The following is an 18409-nucleotide window of genomic DNA, read 5'->3' on the forward strand; positions in this document are numbered from 1 at the left end:
AAAGATACACAAAAACATATTCAAAAACGAATAAGACGTAAAAACCACGATTCATACGATGATAAGCTAACTGAAAAGCGATGACTTCAAGAACAGCCCGCCACAGGTGCTGATCTGGGAGTTTCCTGAACGTTATCTGCCTGTGAACAACGAAATCGGTGACGCCGACCCGCAGTGGGTCGCAGAGCTTAAACAAGCCGGCGCACGCCAACAAAACGTAGCTGCAAACACTAAATCCGAGACGCCCGACCGGGCGCAAAACTGAAAGAGAGGTACACCATGACTTTCACTACAACTCCTCGCCGTCTCGCTAAAAGCTTCGCACTGGTTGCTGGCCTCAGCGTACTTTCCGTACCGGCCTTCGCCGGTGGCGACGCCGCGCTGTACGGCCCGACCGCACCAAAGGGCTCGAGCTTCGTGCGCATCTATAACGCCAGCAACGCTGAAGTCAGCGCCACCGTTGGCAGCACCAACCTCAGCGATGTTGCGCCATTGGCCAGCAGCGACTTCAGCTTCATGCCGGGCGGCGACTACAGCGCCAAGGTCGGTAGCCAGACCCTGCCGGTAAAACTCGCCGGTGATCACTACTACACCCTGGTCAACAACGCTTCCGGCGCGCCGCAACTGATCGAAGAGCCGCCGTTCAAGAACAAGCAGAAATCCCTGGTGCGCGTGCAGAACCTCACCGACAAGCCGCTGACCCTGAAGACTGCCGACGGCAAGACTGAAGTGGTCAAGACCGTGGCGGCCAAGGGTCGTGGCGAACGTGAAATCAACCCGGTGAAAGTCAGCCTGGCGCTGTACGAAGGTGACAAGAAAGTCGGCGACGTGAAGCCGGTTGCCCTGGAACGCGGTGAAGCAGCGGTGCTGTACGTCACCGGTTCCGGTAGCAGCCTGTCGCCAGTCTGGGTGAAACGCCCGGTGTCGACCCGCTAAATATTTTTCCTGACTGACGCATACCCCCTGTGGGAGCGAGCTTGCTCGCGAAAGCGGTCTGACATTCAACAGATGTGTCTACTGATACGCCGCCTTCGCGAGCAAGCTCGCTCCCACAATGAATCGGGTTGTCAGCTCAGGTACGAAACAAAAACAAGAGTGAAACGACACAGCGTTCGTGGCTCTAACCCAATCGATTTTATGGAGTAAACAATATGATTCCGGTGATCTTGTCAGGTGGTAGCGGCTCACGTCTTTGGCCGCTTTCGCGTAAGCAGTTCCCTAAGCAATTCCTTGCCCTGACCGGCGAACACACGCTGTTCCAGCAAACCCTGGAACGCCTGGTGTTTGAAGGCATGGACACCCCGATCGTGGTCTGCAACAAGGACCATCGCTTCATCGTCAACGAGCAGTTGGCCAACCGCAAACTGGAAACCCAGCGCATTCTGATGGAACCGTTCGGCCGCAACACCGCACCAGCCGTGGCCCTGACCGCGATGATGCTGGTCAATGAAGGCCGCGACGAACTGATGCTGGTGCTGCCGGCCGACCACGTGCTGGAAGACCAGAAAGCCCTGCAACGCGCCCTCGCCTTGGCCACTGTTGCTGCCGAAAACGGCGAAATGGTGCTGTTCGGCGTGCCGGCCACCAAGCCGGAAACCGGCTACGGTTACATCAAATCCACCGCTGATTCGTTGCTGCCAGAAGGCGTCAGCCGTGTCTCGCACTTCGTCGAAAAACCTGACGTCAAACGCGCCACCGAATACGTGCAATCCGGCGGTTATTTCTGGAACAGCGGCATGTTCCTGTTCCGCGCCAGCCGCTTCCTCGAAGAGCTGAAAAAACACGATCCGGACATCTACGACACCTGCCTGCTGACCCTTGAGCGCAGCGAACAGGACGCCGACACCATCACGCTCGACGAAGCCACTTTCGCCTGCTGCCCGGACAACTCCATCGACTACTCCGTCATGGAAAAAACCCAGCGCGCCTGCGTCGTGCCGCTGAGCGCTGGCTGGAGCGATGTCGGCTGCTGGTCGTCGCTGTGGGAAGTCAACGAGAAAGACGCCAACGGCAACGTCACCAAAGGTGATGTGGTGATTCAGGACAGCAAGAACTGCATGATCCACGGCAACGGTAAACTGGTGTCGGTGATCGGTCTGGAAAACATCGTTGTGGTCGAAACCAAAGACGCGATGATGATTGCCCACAAGGACAAGGTCCAGGGCGTCAAACAGATGGTCAACACCCTCAACGAGCAGGGCCGCAGCGAAACCCAGAATCACTGCGAAGTCTATCGTCCGTGGGGTTCGTACGACTCGGTGGACATGGGTGGGCGTTTCCAGGTCAAGCACATCTCGGTCAAACCGGGCGCGTGCCTGTCGCTGCAGATGCACCACCACCGCGCCGAACACTGGATCGTGGTCAGCGGCACCGCCGAAGTGACCTGCGATGACAACGTGTTCCTGCTCTGCGAAAACCAGTCGACCTACATCCCGATCGCCTCGGTGCATCGCCTGCGCAACCCGGGCAAGATCCCGCTGGAAATCATCGAAGTGCAATCGGGTTCGTACCTGGGCGAAGACGATATCGAACGTTTTGAAGATATCTACGGTCGCTCGACCCCACTCGAGCGCGGCGTGTCGGTGAAAACCATCGCGCAGTAAACGATCAGCAAAACAAGAAGCCCTCGCCCAGCCCGCTGCGTTCCCTATCCGCAGCGGGTTTGGCGGGGGCTTTTTTTGTCCGGGTTCTGTGTCACATGAACTGGCCCCTTCGTGAGCAAGCTCGCTCCCACATTTGAAATGCGCTCCCTTGTGGGAGCGAGCTTGCTCGCGAAGAGGCCATGTCAGGCACCGCAAATCCAGATGCCCATCGCCACCTCACCTGCGCTTAGGTAGGATGACCCTCTACTCCTGCGAGGTTGTGCGACATGTTCATCGGCGTCCTGCTGGTCATCACCTGGCTGATTCTCCTTCTGCGTTATCCGGCCAAAGCCTTGCCGGTTTCGGTGGCGGCCGCTATTGGCCTCGGTCTGGTGGCAGTCTGGGTGGTGTGGCTGGACAATCGCGAAGTCAAGCAACTGGCACGCCTTGAACTGCGCATCAGCTATGCGCCCGAACAATGCCCGGCAGACCGCCCGCTGCAACTGAAGATGAACAACGGCAACGACGTCCCGCTGACCGAACTGCGCTGGCGCATTGGCGCTTATGCGCCGGGCGATACCGTCAATCTGGCCGATAACCAATACACCGCGCCACGCTATCGCGGTCCCGGTGAATTGCAGGCTGGCGGCAGTTGGGAAGATTGCCTGCCGATGCCGCCGCTGCGCCCCGGTTATCGCCCACAAACCCTGGAGTTTCGCGCCGAGCGATTGCAGGGTAGTTTCTCCGACTAACCCCCTTCCCCACCGTTTTACACAAGGAAAGCGCCATGCCAGTTGCGTTGATCACCGGTTGTTCCAGCGGCATCGGCCGCGCCTTGGCCGATGTTTTCAAAAGCGCCGGTTTCGAAGTCTGGGCCACCGCGCGCAAGGCTGAAGATGTTGCTGTACTCGCGGCGACGGGGTTCATTGCGGTGCAGCTCGACGTCAACGACGGCGCGGCGCTTGAACAACTTGGCGAACGAATCAACCGGCAACATGGCGGCCTCGATGTGCTGATCAACAACGCCGGTTACGGCGCCATGGGGCCGCTGCTTGATGGCGGCGTTGCGGCCATGCAGCGTCAGTTCGAGACCAACGTGTTCTCGATTGTCGGCGTGACCCGCGCACTGTTTCCGGTGCTGCGCAGGGGCAAGGGGCTGGTGGTGAATATCGGCAGTGTGTCCGGTGTTCTGGTCACGCCATTCGCGGGGGCTTATTGCGCGTCAAAAGCCGCCGTACATGCCTTGAGCGATGCACTGCGTATGGAGCTGGCGCCGTTCGGCATCCGCGTGATGGAGGTCCAGCCTGGGGCGATTCAGTCGAGCTTCGCCAAGAATGCCGGGCATGAGGCCGAGCAGTTGATCAACGAGCAATCGCCATGGTTTCCGCTACGTGAAGGCATTCGGGCGCGGGCCAAGGCATCGCAGGACAAACCGACGCCGGCCCGAGATTTTGCTGCTGTACTGCTTAAAGCTGTGCAACAGAGCAAACCGCCACGGATGATCCGGATCGGTAATGGCAGCCGGGCGTTGCCGTTGTTGGCAACCCTGTTGCCCAAAGGGTTGCTGGAGTCGACGTTGATGAAGCGGTTCGGGTTGCGCGGGCAACTCTGATGCCGGGTTGACCCAATCGCGGGCAAACCCGCTCCCAGAGATTTTTCGGTGTACTCAAATACCCAGAACACTACAAAACCTGTGTGAGCGAGCTTGCTCGCGAAGGGGCCGGCGCAATCACCGCAATGCCTCACCCCAGCCCTTCATGAAATCAATGAATGCCCGCACTTTCAGCGGCAAATGCCGGGTGTCCGGATACAGCGCGTACACCCCTTGCTGAGCAAAACGGTAGTCCGCCAACAAGCGCTGCAAGCGTCCGGCGTCGAGATCTTCCTGGATCAACCATTGCGGCAGAATCGCCACGCCTTGCCCGGTCAATGCAAATGCCCGCAGCGTCGCCGAGTTATCCGCAACGATGGCGATCGTCCCCGGTTTCGGCTGATAAAAATGCTCGCTACCGGCCGGGTCGGTGACCGTCATTTCCGGTACGCGTCCATGCCCCAGTGTCGGCATCGACTCCAGCACCGCCAGCGTGTCGACCGGCGCAAAACGCTCGACCAACGCAGGCGCTGCCACTGCAAACACCTCGAACGTCGACAACTGCACCGCGCGCAGATTGGAGTCATGCATGCGGCCAAGTCGAATCGCCATATCAAAACGTTCAGAGATCAGATCCGCATGGGTCGAGGACGTCGACAGGTGAATATTCAATTGCGGCTGCTGCTGACGAAACACTTCCAGCGCCGGCACCACCTGCGCCAGCGCAAACTCCACGGTGGTGGTGATACGCAGCGTGCCCTTTAGCTGTGAGTGCTCGGAACGGGCCTCCTCGATTGCCAGTCGCGCTTCATCCAGTGTGCGCAAACAGCGCCGATAGAAACGCTCACCGGCATCGGTCAGCGCCAATTGCCGAGTGTTGCGGGTGAGCAAAGTGACGCCCAATTCCTCTTCCAGCCGTTTGAGGTTGAAGCTCACCACCGCACGAGTCTGCCCCAGCGTATCGGCGGCCGCGGTCAACGACCCGGCCTCGACCACGGCTTTGAAGGTGTCAAAACGGTCCAGGCTGACCATGTTCACGGCGCTCCTTGTCAAAATTATTTTGACAAACTAGCAGCCAAACCAGCGTTTTCCTATCGCCAGAAGCGCCCTACCCTGCATGCCTCATCACAGGGAAGTTGCCATGGCCTATCGCTCAAAAGTTGCGCTGGTGTATTTGCTGGGTTTCGCCCTCGACCTGCTCAACATGTTCGCCGCCAGCATTGCCTACCCCGACATTGCCCGGCAGTTGCAAGCCTCGGTGACGCAACTGGCATGGATCACCAATGCCTACATGCTCGGACTGACGCTGATCATTCCGATGAGCGTGTGGCTGGCGGCGCGAATGGGCGAGCGACGGCTGATCCTCGGTTCGTTGCTGTTGTTCGCCATCGCGTCCGGTCTGGTGGCGCAGGCCGGGTCGATTGAAAGCCTGATCGGCTGGCGGTTGCTGCAAGGTCTGGGTGGCGGGCTGTTGCTGCCGGTCGGTCAGGCCTTGGCCTATCGAGAGTTTCCTGCGACACAGCGCGCGCACTTCACCGGTGTGGTGCTGCTGGTGGCACTGATGGTGCCGGCCCTGTCGCCGGCGGCCGGTGGGCTGATCGTTCAGGGGTTGTCGTGGCGCTGGATTTTCTACATGAACATGCCGATGGCGCTGCTGGCTTTCGGGCTCGGCCTGCTCTGGTTGAAGCCCGACCCACCCACCCGCGCACGACCGACACTGGACGCACGCGGCCTGCTGCTGGCCGTGTCGGCCCTGAGCCTGCTGTTGATTGCCGTAAGCCTTGCGAGCGCACCCGAAACTCGGAATCTGGCAGGCGGCGCCCTGCTGCTGAGCGCCATAACCTTGTGCGAGTACCTGCGCGATGGCTGGCACAAACCCGGTGCAGTGCTTGACCTGCAACTGATCAAGAACCCGTCACTGCGCCTGGCAATGCTGATCTACCTGTTTGTGCCAGGTGTCTTCACCGGTACCAACATGATTGCCGTGCTGTATCTGCACGACCTTGGTTTCGGCGCGGCGCAAACCGGTGCACTGATGCTGTCCTGGGCGGCGGCTTCGGGACTGGCGATCATGCTCGGCAAACGCAGTTTCAACCGGCTCGGTCCCAAGCCATTGCTGATCGCGGGCATGCTTTTGCAAAGCCTCGGCATTGTCGTGCTGATGCAGATCGAACAACCCGCAGCCGGCCCGTTGATCATCGCCTATGCCCTGATGGGGTTGGGCGGCAGTCTGTGCAGCGTCACCGCGCAGACCCTGGCGTTTGTCGGCATCACAGCAGAAAAAATGGCCCACTCCAGTGCTCTCTGGAACATCAATCGCCAGCTTGGTTTCTGCCTCGGCGCGGCGCTGCTCAGTTCGCTGCTGGGCGCATTGGGCGCCAACGGTTTCAAATATTGTTTTCTCGCCGCCGCGCTGCTCACGCTGTTGCCGATGGCCGCCGTGCTGCGTTTCGATGCTAGCAAAGTGCTCGCTTTGCTGAACCCACCTGCCCTTCAGGAAAAATCCACATGACTGACTACACCGACTATTTTGCCGAAGTGATCGAGGCTCACGAGGCCATCGAACGATGGTTTGCCGTGGCAGAGGACGAGACCGCTCTGGAGCGATTACTGACGCGCTTTTCTCCACGCTTTTCGATGGTTTCGCCGCTGGGTCGCGTGCTTGATTTCGAAGCCTTGCGAGCGTTGTTTCAAATGGCCGGAGGCAAGAAGAACGAGTTCAGGATTGAGCTCAGTGAGCTGCGCGGGATCGCGTTGCATGAACGTGGCGCGACAGTGAGCTATCGAGAACAGCAGACGGATGCGAGCGGGTTCCACTCGGATCGGCGCGCGACGGTGGTGTTTGAAAAACTAGAATCCGGGCGGGCGATCTGGCTGCATTTGCACGAGACATTTTGCGGCGTTTAGACGTTCGGCATTTTCTTGCAGGAGCGAGGCGTCTGCATCGCGGGCAAGCTCGCTCCCACAGGTTTTGCGGCGCACTCAAATATCTTGTACACAACAAATCCTGTGGGAGCGGGCTCGCCCGCGATGGTCGCGACTCGGTCTGCCTTAGTTATCCACAACGTCCTGCTTCACCACCACCGTGCAAGTAATCCCCGACGCCAACAGCACCCCCTCCGGCACTTCATCAATATGAATGCGCACCGGCACACGCTGCGCCAGGCGCACCCAGTTGAACGTCGGGTTGACGTCGGCAATCAGCTCGCGGCTTTCCGGGTTGTCGCGGTCGTAGATGCCGCGAGAAATGCTTTCCACATGGCCCTTCAACACTTCGCCGCTCATCAGTTGCATGTCGGCCTTATCACCCACGCGCACGTGCGGCAGTTTTGTTTCTTCGAAGAAGCCGTAGACCCAGAACGAATTCATGTCGACCACGGCCATTTTCGCCTCTCCGATACGCGCATAGTCGCCGCGATGCACGTTGAGGTTGGTCACGTAGCCGTCCACCGCCGCGCGCACTTCGGTGCGCTTGAGGTTGAGTTCGGCGGCTTCCAGTTGCGCCTGCGCGTGTTGGTAATCGGCCAGCGCGGCGTCGGCGATGTTGCTGGCGTCGTCACGGTTTTCCTTGGAAATCACCAGCGCATCCATGTCGGCGCGACGATGGGCGTTGACCTTGCGCATCTCCCACGTCGACTTGCGTGAAGCGACCAGCGACTGTGCCTGTTTCACCGCGATGCGGTAATGCTCCGGGTCGATCTGCATGAGCAAATCGCCCTTCTTCACCAATTGATTATCGCGCACCGGTACGTTGACCACTTCACCGGTGACGTCGGCAGCAACGTTGATGATGTCCGCGCGCACCCGGCCGTCGCGGGTCCACGGCGTGTCCATGTAATGCACCCACAAGGTCCGGCCGATCCACAGCGCAAGGGCCAGCACCAGCAGGGTCGCGAGCAGGCTGAAAAACTTTTTCATCAGATCGTTCTCAACGGTAGACGATCAGCGCCATCGCGCCGAACAGACAGGTAAACAGACTCAGACGCAGCAGCGCCGGGTGCCAGAAGAAACGGTACAGATCGAAGCCCGACAAGAACCGGTCCACCGCCCAGGCCAGCGCCGCAGCAATGAAAAACATCAGGGTCATGGTCGGCATGTACACGCCGTGGAAGGCGATTTCACGAGGCATGGGCAAGTCCTTCGGGCTTGGCTGGGGCGAACGCGGCAAGCGGTGATTGCGGATCGAGCAAGGACGTGCGGATAAAGTGCAGGTAGCTCTTCACCCGACGCAACGCAGAGGTATCGAAGTGCGGCGCAAACGGCTCATCGGTCGCCGCCACACGACTGATCGCGTGATCGACCGCAACCAGTGCGCGCTCAAGATTGCTGGCATTGGGGTGCAGAAACAGGCGCACCAGCGCACGGCCCATAACACGGATTGCCTGACGCCACGGCTGCGATTCGGCATACGCCGGATGCACCGGCAAAATCGCCTGCTCCTTGCGCAACTCGATGATCGCGTGGCCGACTTCGAGCACCACGAACATCCAGCGCAGCAGGCTCTTTTGTACCTTCGGCTCACCGGCCGCCAGACCGTAGGCCTGATGCAGCAGATCGCGGGTGCGGCTCTCGAAACTCGACGCCAGGCCTTTGAGTTTGCCGCTGATTGCGTAGACCACTTGCCCACGCAGATCCTGCTCCAGCCGCCTCCATAACCAGCGGCTGTTCGGCGGCAGGATAATCGCTCCGGCAGCCGCGCAGACCAGCATGCCGATGACCATGGCGATGTAGTCATTGATGAAGGTGTACGGGTTGTAGACCGTCAGGTTGTCCGGCACAGAGCCTGTGCTGAAGAAGATCAGCAAACCGAGGCCGACACCGGCGTATTGCGGCCGCGACGTAAGGAACGAGCCAAGTACGATCACCGGCGCGAGCATCACGCACAGCAATGGAAAACCGTCGATCCACGGAAAGATGAAAAACATCTCGAAGAAGCCGATCAACGCGCCGAGGAACGTGCCGCACGCCATCTGGAATGCCATGCGTTTCGGGTTTGGCGTGGCGGCGGACAGGCCCACGGTGGCGGCAGCAATCAGGGTCATCGTCGCGCCGCTCGGCCACGCGGTCGCCACCCAATAACTGCCCAGCACGATCAGGATGAACGAGGCGCGAATCCCCGATGCCGCCGTGGCCCACCAGTTGGTTTGCGGGGTGAACGGCTCGTCCCAACGCTCGCGTTCGTGGCGGTGATCGGCCAGAGACGCGTGAGTCTGTGCATAACTGTGCAGGTCATCGACGAAGCGATAGAGCAATTCATAAGCGGTGTGGAAATCCAGTTGCTCGGCCTCGCTCGGCTCGCTCTCCTGAAAGATCGTGCGCAGGCTGCGTACCCGCGCCGGCAGGCCTTCCTTGTAGGTCGCAAGCGCCGTCGCCAAACGTGCGGCATCAGGACTGGTCAGGGAACGAGCGCTGAAGCTGTCGAGCACTTCGGCCAGGTCTTGCAAACCCGGCCTGATTGCCGCCACGACGTGTTCTTCGTCGTTGCCGCGCAGGCGTTCAAGCAACTGATGCAGGGCGTTGAAGCGCGTGGTAATGCCCATGAACTCGCTGTTCAAACGGCTGAGGCGGCCATTGCGCCGGCGCATGTGCGGGTCTTCGAATACGGTCACACTGCGCAGCCCTTCCAGGCCCACCGCTTCGGCGATGAAGCGCACGTTGGTCGCCTCAAAGGATTCGGTTTTGCTACGCCCGCGCAAACCATCGGTGACGAACAGCGCGAACACGCCGAAACGCTGATACAGAGCGTTGCGCATCGCCGCGCTGGCGGTTTGCGGCAGGATCGCGGCGCTGACCACGGTGGCGCAGAGAATCCCCAACGAGATCTCCAAAACCCGCCACACAGCGGCCATAAATGCGCCGTCCGGGTGGGCCAATGCCGGTAACCCGACCATTGCGGCGGTATAACCCGCCAGCACGAATCCATAGGCGCGGAAGTTACGGCAACGCGCGGCACCCGCCGAGCAGATGCCGACCCAGATCGCCAGCGAGCCCAAGAACAGCTCGGTGTTCTGCGCGAACAGCGCGATCAACGTGACCATCATCGCCGAGCCTGCCAGCGTGCCGAGGAAGCGATAGAAACTCTTGGCGAACACCTGACCGCTTTGCGGCTGCATGACGATGAACACCGTGATCATCGCCGTGCGCGGTTGTGGCAATTCCAGACGCATGGCCAGCCACAGGGTGAGGAACGCGGCGAGCAACACCTTGAAGATGTAGACCCAGGTCACGCCATCGCTGCGCGCCCAGTCAAAAAAACCACGGCGCCATTCCAGGGAGTAGAGCCAGCGCAGGGGGGCGGGCAAGGGAATCATTTAATCTTGCTCATGGTTGTCGGCAGGAAGTTTTACTTAGGTACATGGAAAACCCTGTGGCGAGGGGATTTATCCCCGTTGGGCTGCGAAGCGGCCCCAAAACCAGCGACCCAATTCTCACAGTCACACCGCATGCGCCGGCTTTGCGACGGCTGCGCCGCCGAACGGGGATAAATCCCCTCGCCACAGGTAATCATTTGCTTCAGGTTTGGGTTCACCGCAAAAGGGCCGGGGTTTTCGGGGCTTGGGTTTTCTCGGCGCTCGGCACGTCATTGCCAGCACCCAGCCCACCACCCAGTGCCGTCACCAACTCGGCATGCGCACTCAACCGCGCGGCCTGCACCTGCTGTTGCACTTGCTGCTGTTTGAACAGCAACGTCTGCGCGTTGAGCACGTTGAGGTAATCGGTGAGGCCGCGTTGATAAGCGATCATCGCGATGTCGTAGGTCTTCTGCGCCGTGGCCACGGATTCGGCGGCGAACCCTTGCTGCTTGTCCATCGACTCGCGGCGGATCAACTGGTCGGAGATGTTCTTCAGCGCGTTGACCAGAGTCTGGTTGTAATGCGCCACGGCGATGTCAAAACCGGCCGACGCTTCGCCCAACTCGGCACGCAGTCGCCCGCCATCGAAGATTGGTAACGAGATTGCCGGGCCCACGTTGTAATTGAGTTTCTTGCCGGTCAAAAACTCCAGCGCGCCACCGCCGGTGGCCATGTAACCGAGGCTGCCGACCAGATCGACGTTGGGATAAAAACCGCCGTGCACCACATCAATGCCACGCGCCTGCGCCGCCACTTGCCAGCGACTGGCAACCACGTCTGGACGCTGGCCGAGCAGTTCGGCGGGCAGTGCCGACGGCAGTTTCAGCGCAGCACCAAGGGACAGCGTCGGTCGCTGCAACTGCGCGCCCGCTCCCGGCCCTTTTCCTGCCAGTGCGGCAAGCTGATTGCGACTGAGGGCGATCTCTTCGTCCAGTGCATCAAGTTGCCGATGGGTTTCCGGCAAAGGCGTTTGCGCCTGACTGACCTCAAAGTGCGTACCGATCCCGCCGTCCAGACGCTTTTGCGCCAAGTCGAGAATCTGCTGTTGCTGCGCAAGCGTCGCCGCGACGATGTCGCGCTGGGCGTAGTGCAGCGACAGTGCGATATAGGCGCGGACGATGTTGTTCTGCAATTCGAGCTGCGCCAACCGCGCCTCGGCAACGCTCATGTGCGCCAGATCCACCGCCCGTTCGCTGGCATTGCTTTCGCGGCCCCAGAGGTCGAGGGCGTAGCTGAAACCCAGCGCGGCGTTGTTGTCCCAGGTGGTGGTGTTGGCCAGTTCGCCCGGGCCGTAGAACTGATCGGTCGGCCAGTTGTGGCGCTTGAGGGTCGACTCGCCATTGATCTGCAACGACTCGGCCGCTTCAGCAACACCCTCCATGGCTCTGGCCTGACGCACTCGCGCGGCGGCCATGGCCATGCTTGGGCTGCCTTGTACGGCGAGGTCGATCCAGCGGTTCAATTGCGGGTCGCCGTAGGCTTGCCACCATTGCGCGGTGGGCCAATTGGCGTCACGGGCGGCGTGGGTAATGGCGTCGTCGGTGGCCAGCGAATTGGCCTCCAATGCCTTGCCCTGCGGGGCAATTCCTTGCGTTGAGATGCAGCCGCCGAGACCCAGGGCGAAAGCCAGAACACTGAGCGGCAAAAGCGCTCTGTTGATGCGACGCGGCACAGCTGCGAATTCCTGAGAGGGGGATAAAACGAGGGTTTGTTTAGGGAACGGCGCAATTCTAGGTGGGCGCCCTTGCGGCGATAAGCTGGGAATCCTGTGAATCTTTGTTACCGTTAACGAGATAATCCCTTGGTCGGGGGTTTCGACCTCGAAACTTCGTGTCACAATTTGCCATCTGCCTTGAGAGCACCCCATGGACACTTTGCAAAACATGCGCGCCTTCAGTTGCGTGGCAGAAGCCGGCAGCTTCACCGCCGCCGCCGTGCAACTCGACACCACCACCGCCAACGTTTCGCGCGCAGTCTCCAACCTAGAAGCCCACCTGCAAACCCGCCTGCTCAACCGCACGACCCGGCGCATCGCCCTGACCGAGGCCGGCAAACGCTACCTGCTGCGCTGCGAACAGATCCTCGCTTACGTCGAAGAAGCCGAGGCCGAAGCCAGCCAGGCCCACGCCCGGCCAGCCGGGCAACTGAAAGTGCACACCATGACCGGTATCGGCCAGCACTTCGTCATCGACGCCATCGCCCGCTATCGCAAGACCCACCCCGACGTGACCTTCGACCTGACCATGGCCAACCGCGTGCCGGACCTGCTCGACGAAGGCTACGACGTCTCCATCGTGCTGGCTCGCGAACTGCCGGACTCGGGTTTCGTCTCGCAACGCCTGGGCATCACCTACAGCATCGTTTGCGCCTCCCCCGCCTACGTGAAAGCCAACGGTTGCGCGCAGAAGCCCAGCGACCTGCTCAACCACGCTTGCCTGCGCCTGGTCAGTCCGGTGATCCCGCTGGAGAAATGGGCGTTCGACGGCCCGGAAGGCCAGGAAATGGTCACCATCAACAGCTCACCGTTTTTGGTGAACTCCGCCGACGCGATGAAAACCGCAATCACCAGCGGCATGGGCGTCGGCGTCCTGCCCGTGTACGCCGCCATCGAAGGCCTGCGCAACGGCACGCTGGTGCGGGTGATGCCGAACTACCGCTCGCAGGAACTGAACCTGTACGCGATCTACCCGTCGCGCCAATACCTGGATGCGAAGATCAAAACGTGGGTCGAATACCTGCGCGGCTCGCTGCCGGAAATTCTCGCGGCGCATCAAGCGGAATTGTCCGCTTATGAACTCAGCGGCAGCCTCGCCGGAGCGCGCGTCGCCAACTGATTTTCAACACACCGTGAAACCAGTAGGGGCTGCCGAAGACTGCGATCTTTTGATGTAGATGTTTAAAAATCAAAAGATCGCAGCCTACGGCAGCTCCTACATTTCGGGGTTTTCGCGGAAGTTTCCGACAGGTTTTGAAGGTTGTCCGTCGGAAGTGCGGTGGATAGGCTTTGGGTGTCGCTGACGAATCAGCGACCGGGTCTGGAAAACCCGATTTCAACTACCAAAGCTCATGGCATACTGCGGCGCTTTTCTGCTCGCGATGTTATGGCGGCTGTGCGCGGGAGGCCCTTGGGCCTGCCGGTTTTGGTGAGTTGATCGGTTTTTCCAGTCCGCGCACGGCTGCCACCCTATCGTCTGGAAAACGAAAGGTGGCAGCTCCAACTCAACTTGCCACGAGTATGTTTCCCATGATCAAACACACCCCCAATCCGCCCGAAGCGGAAAACACCACACCCTACGAATTCCCCGGTTCAAAAAAATTCCACGAAGCCGCCGAGCGCGCGCTCGATCACTACCTCAAACCCAACGCTTTAACCCTGCGCTTCCACAAACCCAGCACCATGTTCCAGGTCGCGCCGAATCAAGACAACGAAAGCCTGCTGGTCCACGCCTGCGAATCATTGGCGCAAGCCAACCTCATGAGCAGCGACATCGCCGCCTACGTCGACCTCCCGCAGCGCCGCACGATTCTGGCGATTCAGCAGATCATCATGCTGGCGGAACTGGCAGTGAATCGGGTGCTGGATAATGTCGACATCCCCCAACCCGCGCCACACAGCTGAAGTTTGATGGGACAGCCCGGGGGGTGCTGCTGAAACTCAAACAGCCTCTGGAATTGCCCTCACCCTAACCCTCTCCCAAAGGGAGAGGGGACTGACCGAGGTGTCTGGATGAGCTACGCCGACGTGGGATAACGAGTCGAACCCGAGTTTGAAAAGACCAAAAATCGGCTCCCTCTCCACTGGCAGAGGGAACTGACCGAGATGTTTGGGAGAGATACGCCGACGTGAAATACCGAGTCGAATCAAAATCCCGAAAAGCCCAAAAATCAGCTCCCTCTCCCCCGGGAGAGGGCTGGGCGGGCGGCGTTCCGATGAGGGGCAAATCCAACAAAAAACCAAAAGTTGACCGCATGCTCTTCCACCACTCAACAGGATGAGCGTTAGCTCGGCTGCTGCTCTTGATCTTGATCCACGGGCGACATCGGAAGGCTGAGCGGATCGATCCCGGAGCGAAGGAACCCCGAGCCCCAGCGAGCGGGCCGCACGTAGGAGCAAGCCTTTTTTTGCTTACTTTTTTGAGGCGTTTGTCAAAAAAGTGAGTCGCCGTAAGGGCGAAACCGTCAGCGGCCTCAACCAAAAAAACGGATATACACACCAACCAACCCACAACATGGTCGGCCCAAAGGCCGCCAAGACAACCCAAAACAGAAATGTTAGCGTGCTTGGCAATCTCAGAAACAAAGCCAAAGCCGAGCCCAATCCCAATGAAAAAAACAGTCCTGGCCTTCAGCCGCATCACCCCCCCAATGATCGAACACCTGCAACAAGAGTTCGACGTCATCGTTCCCAACCCAAAAGCCGGCGACATCAACGCCCAATTCAACGAAGCCCTGCCCCACGCCCACGGCCTCATCGGCGTCGGCCGCAAACTCGGCAAAGCCCAACTCGAAACCGCCGCCAAACTCGAAGTGGTCTCAAGCGTCTCCGTTGGCTACGACAACTACGACCTCGACTACTTCAACGAACGCGGGATCATGCTCACCAATACCCCGGACGTGCTCACCGAAAGCACCGCCGACCTCGCCTTCACCCTGATCATGAGCAGCGCCCGCCGCGTCGCCGAACTCGACGCCTGGACCAAGGCCGGCCAATGGCAAGCCAGCATCGGCGCCCCGCTGTTCGGCTGTGACGTCCACGGCAAAACCCTCGGCATCGTCGGCATGGGCAACATCGGCGCCGCCGTCGCCCGCCGTGGCCGGTTCGGTTTCAACATGCCGATCATCTACAGCGGCAACAGCCGCAAGACCGAACTGGAACAAGAACTCGGCGCACAATTTCGCAGCCTCGACCAATTGCTGACCGAAGCCGACTTCGTCTGCCTGGTGGTGCCTCTCAGCGATAAAACCCGCCACCTGATCAGCCATCGTGAACTGGCCCTGATGAAGCCGAGCGCAATTCTGGTCAACATCTCCCGTGGCCCGGTGGTCGATGAACCGGCGCTGATCGAGGCGCTGCAAAACAGCCGCATCCGTGGCGCTGGTCTGGACGTCTACGAAAAAGAACCGCTGGCCGAGTCGCCACTCTTCCAGCTGAAAAACGCCGTGACCTTGCCGCACATCGGCTCGGCCACCCATGAAACCCGCGAAGCCATGGCCAATCGCGCCCTCGCCAACCTGCGCAGCGCGCTGCTCGGCGAACGCCCGCAGGATCTGGTCAACCCGCAAGTCTGGCGCGGATAAAAAAACAGGGCAAGTGCTCTACCGCACTTGCCCGTTCATTGAACCCGAAACACATAACTTGCAACTTAACCGAACAACGAAAAAAACACTGCAGCTATAAACTCGCCAGACAAAAACCTCTCTGGAGAGTATCAAACTTGAGAAACCTGAGCACCGACCAACTTGTCCGCTATAGCAAAGTAATGCTCATGGCTTACATCAGCTTTTTTGGCATTCTGGTGATATACGGCAACTTCACTGACTACCCGTCAAACTATGAGTATGTCGGGCATATTCTTAGCATGGACACCACTAAAATCAACGAAAACATTCGCTATAGAGCAATCATATCCCCCATGCTGCACCACCGCATTTACTGGCTCATCATTACCTTGGAAGTGATTTACACCTCGTGCTGTCTGCTAGGCACTTATCACCTTTATCAAAACCTGGACGAATCAGCCGAAGCCTTCCACGACGCCAAAAAATTCTCGGTTATCGGTTTAATGATCGCCATATTCATATATTAAGTGGGTCTGCAAACCGTCGGCGTTGAATGGTTCGACATGGACACGTCACAGTCATGGAATGCCAAGGACTGGGCCCGGCATATTGTCGACTTTATACTTCCGGTATTGATTTACATCGTCATGAAAGTTGAGCGCTGAACGCGCAACGCTCAAGCATTTCAGGCCAGTTTGCCTTGACTCGGCACTACGGATACCCGTGGTTTGCGAAACACCAGCACATTGCCCAGCATCACCAGTACCAAGCCCGCCAGCGCCGGCGCCGTCCATTGATAACCTTCGGCAAATGCCGAGACGTTCAACGCCACTACCGGAAACAGCACGGTGCAATACGCTGCGCGTTCAGGCCCCATACGCCCAACCAACGTCAGGTAGGCGGTGAAGCCGATCACTGATCCGGGAATCACCAGGTACAACAACGCGCCGACATAACGCGGGCTCCAGTCCATTTCGAACGGGATGCCTTTGACCAGACACCACACCGACAGCATTGCGGCGCCGTAAGCCATGCCCCAGGCGTTGGTGGTCAGCGGTTTGAGCCCGGCTTTCTGTTGCAGACTCGAAAGCATGTTGCCTGCCGAGAAACACAGCGTACCGCACAGTGCCAAGCCCAGACCGAGCAAGGTTTGCGGGCTGGCTTGATGCCCGGCCAGTTCCGGCCAGAACAACATGCCCAGACCGAACAACCCCAGCCCCCCACCCATCAGCACATTGCGGGCAATGCGTTGGCCGAAGAACACCCGCGCATTGAGTGCGTTCCAAAGGGTTGCGGTAGAAAACACCACCGCCACCAGCCCGCTGGGAATCCATTGGCTGGCGGTCAGAAAGCACATGAAGTTGATGCAGAACAGACACACACCCTGCGCCACGCAGATCAGGTGCCCGCGCCGGTTCATCGGTTGCAACCGGCGGCTGAGCAGCAACAGCGCAAACAGCACCAGCGCGGCGAGGCCGAAGCGGTAGACGATCGACACCGGAATCTCCACCACGCCCAATTGCCATTTCAAGGCAATCCAGGTGGTGCCCCAGATCAGCACGGTCAACAGATATAACGACAGATTCATGGTGGACACTCCTCAATTGGATTTCAGTGTCCGCTGCGGCCTGGAAATCACGCTTGCATAAACTTGCGCTTTTGTCGGCCGACTGGCTGGCAGCGCGAAAGCGACGGAGTAGGATGAAAATCGTTGAAGAGAACCGATCATGGCCGCCATCGATAACCTGCAAGTCTTCCAGGCACTTAACCGCTCGCCGAACTCGCGCCTTGTGCACAGCGCCGAGCTCGGTGACGGCTTGTCTGCGGCTCTGTGGACCAATCACCACGACGCCCAGGAATACGAAGCGCCGAGCCATCACACCCTCTCGTGCTATATCGCCGGTGGCACTGGCACGTTTCGTCGCGGTCAGCCGGGCCACAAGGGCGGGCCGGACAAGCTGTGCATCCTGCCGGCGGATCACGAATCAGGCTGGGTGATCAATGGCGATATCCGCCTGGCGCACCTGTATTTCAGCGCCGAGCAATTTGCCCTCGGTTGTGTGACGTTGCTCGATCGCGAGCCGCGCGAGATGCACCTGCGCGAGCAGACCTTTCTCGAAGACCCGCAGCAAGCGCAGCGCTTTCGGCAGTTGCTGAACCTGAACTGGGACGAGCCGGCCGAACGTTTGCTGACCAGCAGCATTGCCCATGAATTGATCAGCCATACCTTGCTCAGTCAGGTCGGTGCGCGTCAGGGTCTGCGCCTCAAGGGCGGACTGGCGCCGCACCAGCGTCGGCAACTGGTGGATTTCGTCGACAGTCAGTTGGCCGAGCCGATCAGCCTCGGGCAGTTAGCGGGGTTGTGCGCGTTGTCGGAATATCATTTTGCACGAATGTTTCGCGTGAGCTTCGGGCTGCCTCCGCATCAATATGTGCTGGCACGACGCTTGAGCCGAGCGCGAGAGTTGTTGCGGGCAACGGCGTTGCCGTTGGGGGAAATTGCGCTGGCGTGCGGGTTTGCCAGTGCGAGCCATTTCACCAATCGCTTCAAGCAGGTACTGGGCGGGACGCCCGGCGAGTATCGGCAGGCGTTTTTGCGGTGA

The 18409-nt window shown here is 59.6% G+C and carries 16 protein-coding genes and 2 pseudogenes; 12 read left to right on the forward strand and 6 right to left on the reverse strand.

Annotation, left to right across the window (positions count from 1 at the left end):
* Window positions 1-70 precede the first annotated feature (70 nt).
* The 5 genes and pseudogenes from ACIQVE_RS11510 to ACIQVE_RS11530 form a co-directional block, all read left to right on the forward strand.
* Window positions 71-265: pseudogene (locus tag ACIQVE_RS11510) on the forward strand (alginate O-acetyltransferase); the annotation flags it as partial.
* A 14-nt stretch (window positions 266-279) separates the two neighbouring features.
* Window positions 280-936: an alginate O-acetyltransferase AlgF gene (locus ACIQVE_RS11515; protein ID WP_402808027.1), complete on the forward strand. Its 657-nt coding sequence runs from the start codon at window positions 280-282 to the stop codon at window positions 934-936.
* 215 nt (window positions 937-1151) lie between these two features.
* Window positions 1152-2603 carry a mannose-1-phosphate guanylyltransferase/mannose-6-phosphate isomerase gene (locus ACIQVE_RS11520; protein WP_402808030.1) on the forward strand — a complete coding sequence of 484 codons (1452 nt, stop codon included), beginning with the start codon at window positions 1152-1154 and terminating at the stop codon, window positions 2601-2603.
* Between the two features lie 266 nt (window positions 2604-2869).
* Entirely contained in the window at window positions 2870-3334 is a 465-nt protein-coding gene (locus ACIQVE_RS11525; RefSeq protein WP_402808033.1) for a multidrug transporter, read from the forward strand.
* Window positions 3335-3369: 35 nt separating this feature from the next.
* Window positions 3370-4194, forward strand: a complete 825-nt coding sequence (locus ACIQVE_RS11530) for an SDR family oxidoreductase (protein WP_402808036.1) — start codon at window positions 3370-3372, stop codon at window positions 4192-4194.
* 117 nt (window positions 4195-4311) lie between these two features.
* On the opposite strand, the gene ACIQVE_RS11535 is transcribed toward ACIQVE_RS11530, so the two are convergent.
* The gene (locus ACIQVE_RS11535; RefSeq protein WP_402808208.1) at window positions 4312-5205 is read right to left on the reverse strand and encodes a LysR substrate-binding domain-containing protein; all 894 of its coding nucleotides are present in this window, start codon (window positions 5203-5205) and stop codon (window positions 4312-4314) included.
* Between the two features lie 109 nt (window positions 5206-5314).
* Here ACIQVE_RS11535 and ACIQVE_RS11540 point away from each other — a divergent pair, with 109 nt between their 5' ends.
* A complete protein-coding gene (locus ACIQVE_RS11540; protein ID WP_402808039.1) occupies window positions 5315-6685 on the forward strand; it encodes an MFS transporter in 1371 nt (456 codons plus the stop codon).
* The gene (locus ACIQVE_RS11545; protein ID WP_402808041.1) at window positions 6682-7080 is read left to right on the forward strand and encodes a DUF4440 domain-containing protein; all 399 of its coding nucleotides are present in this window, start codon (window positions 6682-6684) and stop codon (window positions 7078-7080) included. Before ACIQVE_RS11540 ends, ACIQVE_RS11545 begins: the two co-directional genes overlap by 4 nt.
* Window positions 7081-7224: 144 nt before the next feature.
* Here the strand turns inward: ACIQVE_RS11545 and ACIQVE_RS11550 are convergent, their stop codons facing one another.
* The 4 genes from ACIQVE_RS11550 to ACIQVE_RS11565 all read right to left on the reverse strand — a co-directional run bounded on the left by ACIQVE_RS11550 (window position 7225) and on the right by ACIQVE_RS11565 (window position 12198).
* A complete protein-coding gene (locus tag ACIQVE_RS11550) occupies window positions 7225-8091 on the reverse strand; it encodes an efflux RND transporter periplasmic adaptor subunit (protein ID WP_402808043.1) in 867 nt (288 codons plus the stop codon).
* Between the two features lie 10 nt (window positions 8092-8101).
* Window positions 8102-8302: a DUF1656 domain-containing protein gene (locus ACIQVE_RS11555; protein WP_402808045.1), complete on the reverse strand. Its 201-nt coding sequence runs from the start codon at window positions 8300-8302 to the stop codon at window positions 8102-8104.
* A complete protein-coding gene (locus ACIQVE_RS11560) occupies window positions 8292-10484 on the reverse strand; it encodes an FUSC family protein (protein ID WP_402808047.1) in 2193 nt (730 codons plus the stop codon). The genes ACIQVE_RS11555 and ACIQVE_RS11560 overlap by 11 nt, the downstream gene beginning before the upstream one ends.
* A gap of 214 nt (window positions 10485-10698) precedes the next feature.
* Window positions 10699-12198, reverse strand: coding sequence for an efflux transporter outer membrane subunit (locus ACIQVE_RS11565; RefSeq protein WP_402808049.1), 1500 nt, complete (start codon window positions 12196-12198; stop codon window positions 10699-10701).
* A gap of 193 nt (window positions 12199-12391) precedes the next feature.
* Here ACIQVE_RS11565 and ACIQVE_RS11570 point away from each other — a divergent pair, with 193 nt between their 5' ends.
* The 4 genes and pseudogenes from ACIQVE_RS11570 to ACIQVE_RS11585 all read left to right on the forward strand — a co-directional run bounded on the left by ACIQVE_RS11570 (window position 12392) and on the right by ACIQVE_RS11585 (window position 16471).
* Complete coding sequence (locus ACIQVE_RS11570) at window positions 12392-13360, forward strand: LysR family transcriptional regulator (protein ID WP_402808051.1); 969 nt, start codon at window positions 12392-12394, stop codon at window positions 13358-13360.
* A 410-nt stretch (window positions 13361-13770) separates the two neighbouring features.
* Complete coding sequence (locus ACIQVE_RS11575; protein ID WP_402808054.1) at window positions 13771-14145, forward strand: DUF6124 family protein; 375 nt, start codon at window positions 13771-13773, stop codon at window positions 14143-14145.
* A 704-nt stretch (window positions 14146-14849) separates the two neighbouring features.
* The gene (locus tag ACIQVE_RS11580; protein ID WP_402808057.1) at window positions 14850-15824 is read left to right on the forward strand and encodes a 2-hydroxyacid dehydrogenase; all 975 of its coding nucleotides are present in this window, start codon (window positions 14850-14852) and stop codon (window positions 15822-15824) included.
* Between the two features lie 137 nt (window positions 15825-15961).
* A pseudogene (locus tag ACIQVE_RS11585) lies at window positions 15962-16471 on the forward strand (DUF2165 family protein).
* Window positions 16472-16491: 20 nt separating this feature from the next.
* Here ACIQVE_RS11585 and ACIQVE_RS11590 read toward each other — a convergent pair.
* Window positions 16492-17394 carry a DMT family transporter gene (locus ACIQVE_RS11590; RefSeq protein WP_402808058.1) on the reverse strand — a complete coding sequence of 301 codons (903 nt, stop codon included), beginning with the start codon at window positions 17392-17394 and terminating at the stop codon, window positions 16492-16494.
* A 139-nt stretch (window positions 17395-17533) separates the two neighbouring features.
* Between ACIQVE_RS11590 and ACIQVE_RS11595 the strand changes: the two genes are divergently transcribed.
* A complete protein-coding gene (locus ACIQVE_RS11595) occupies window positions 17534-18409 on the forward strand; it encodes a helix-turn-helix domain-containing protein (RefSeq protein WP_402808060.1) in 876 nt (291 codons plus the stop codon).

It is taken from the genome of Pseudomonas sp. NPDC098747 (genome assembly GCF_044760045.1).
GTDB lineage: Bacteria > Pseudomonadota > Gammaproteobacteria > Pseudomonadales > Pseudomonadaceae > Aquipseudomonas.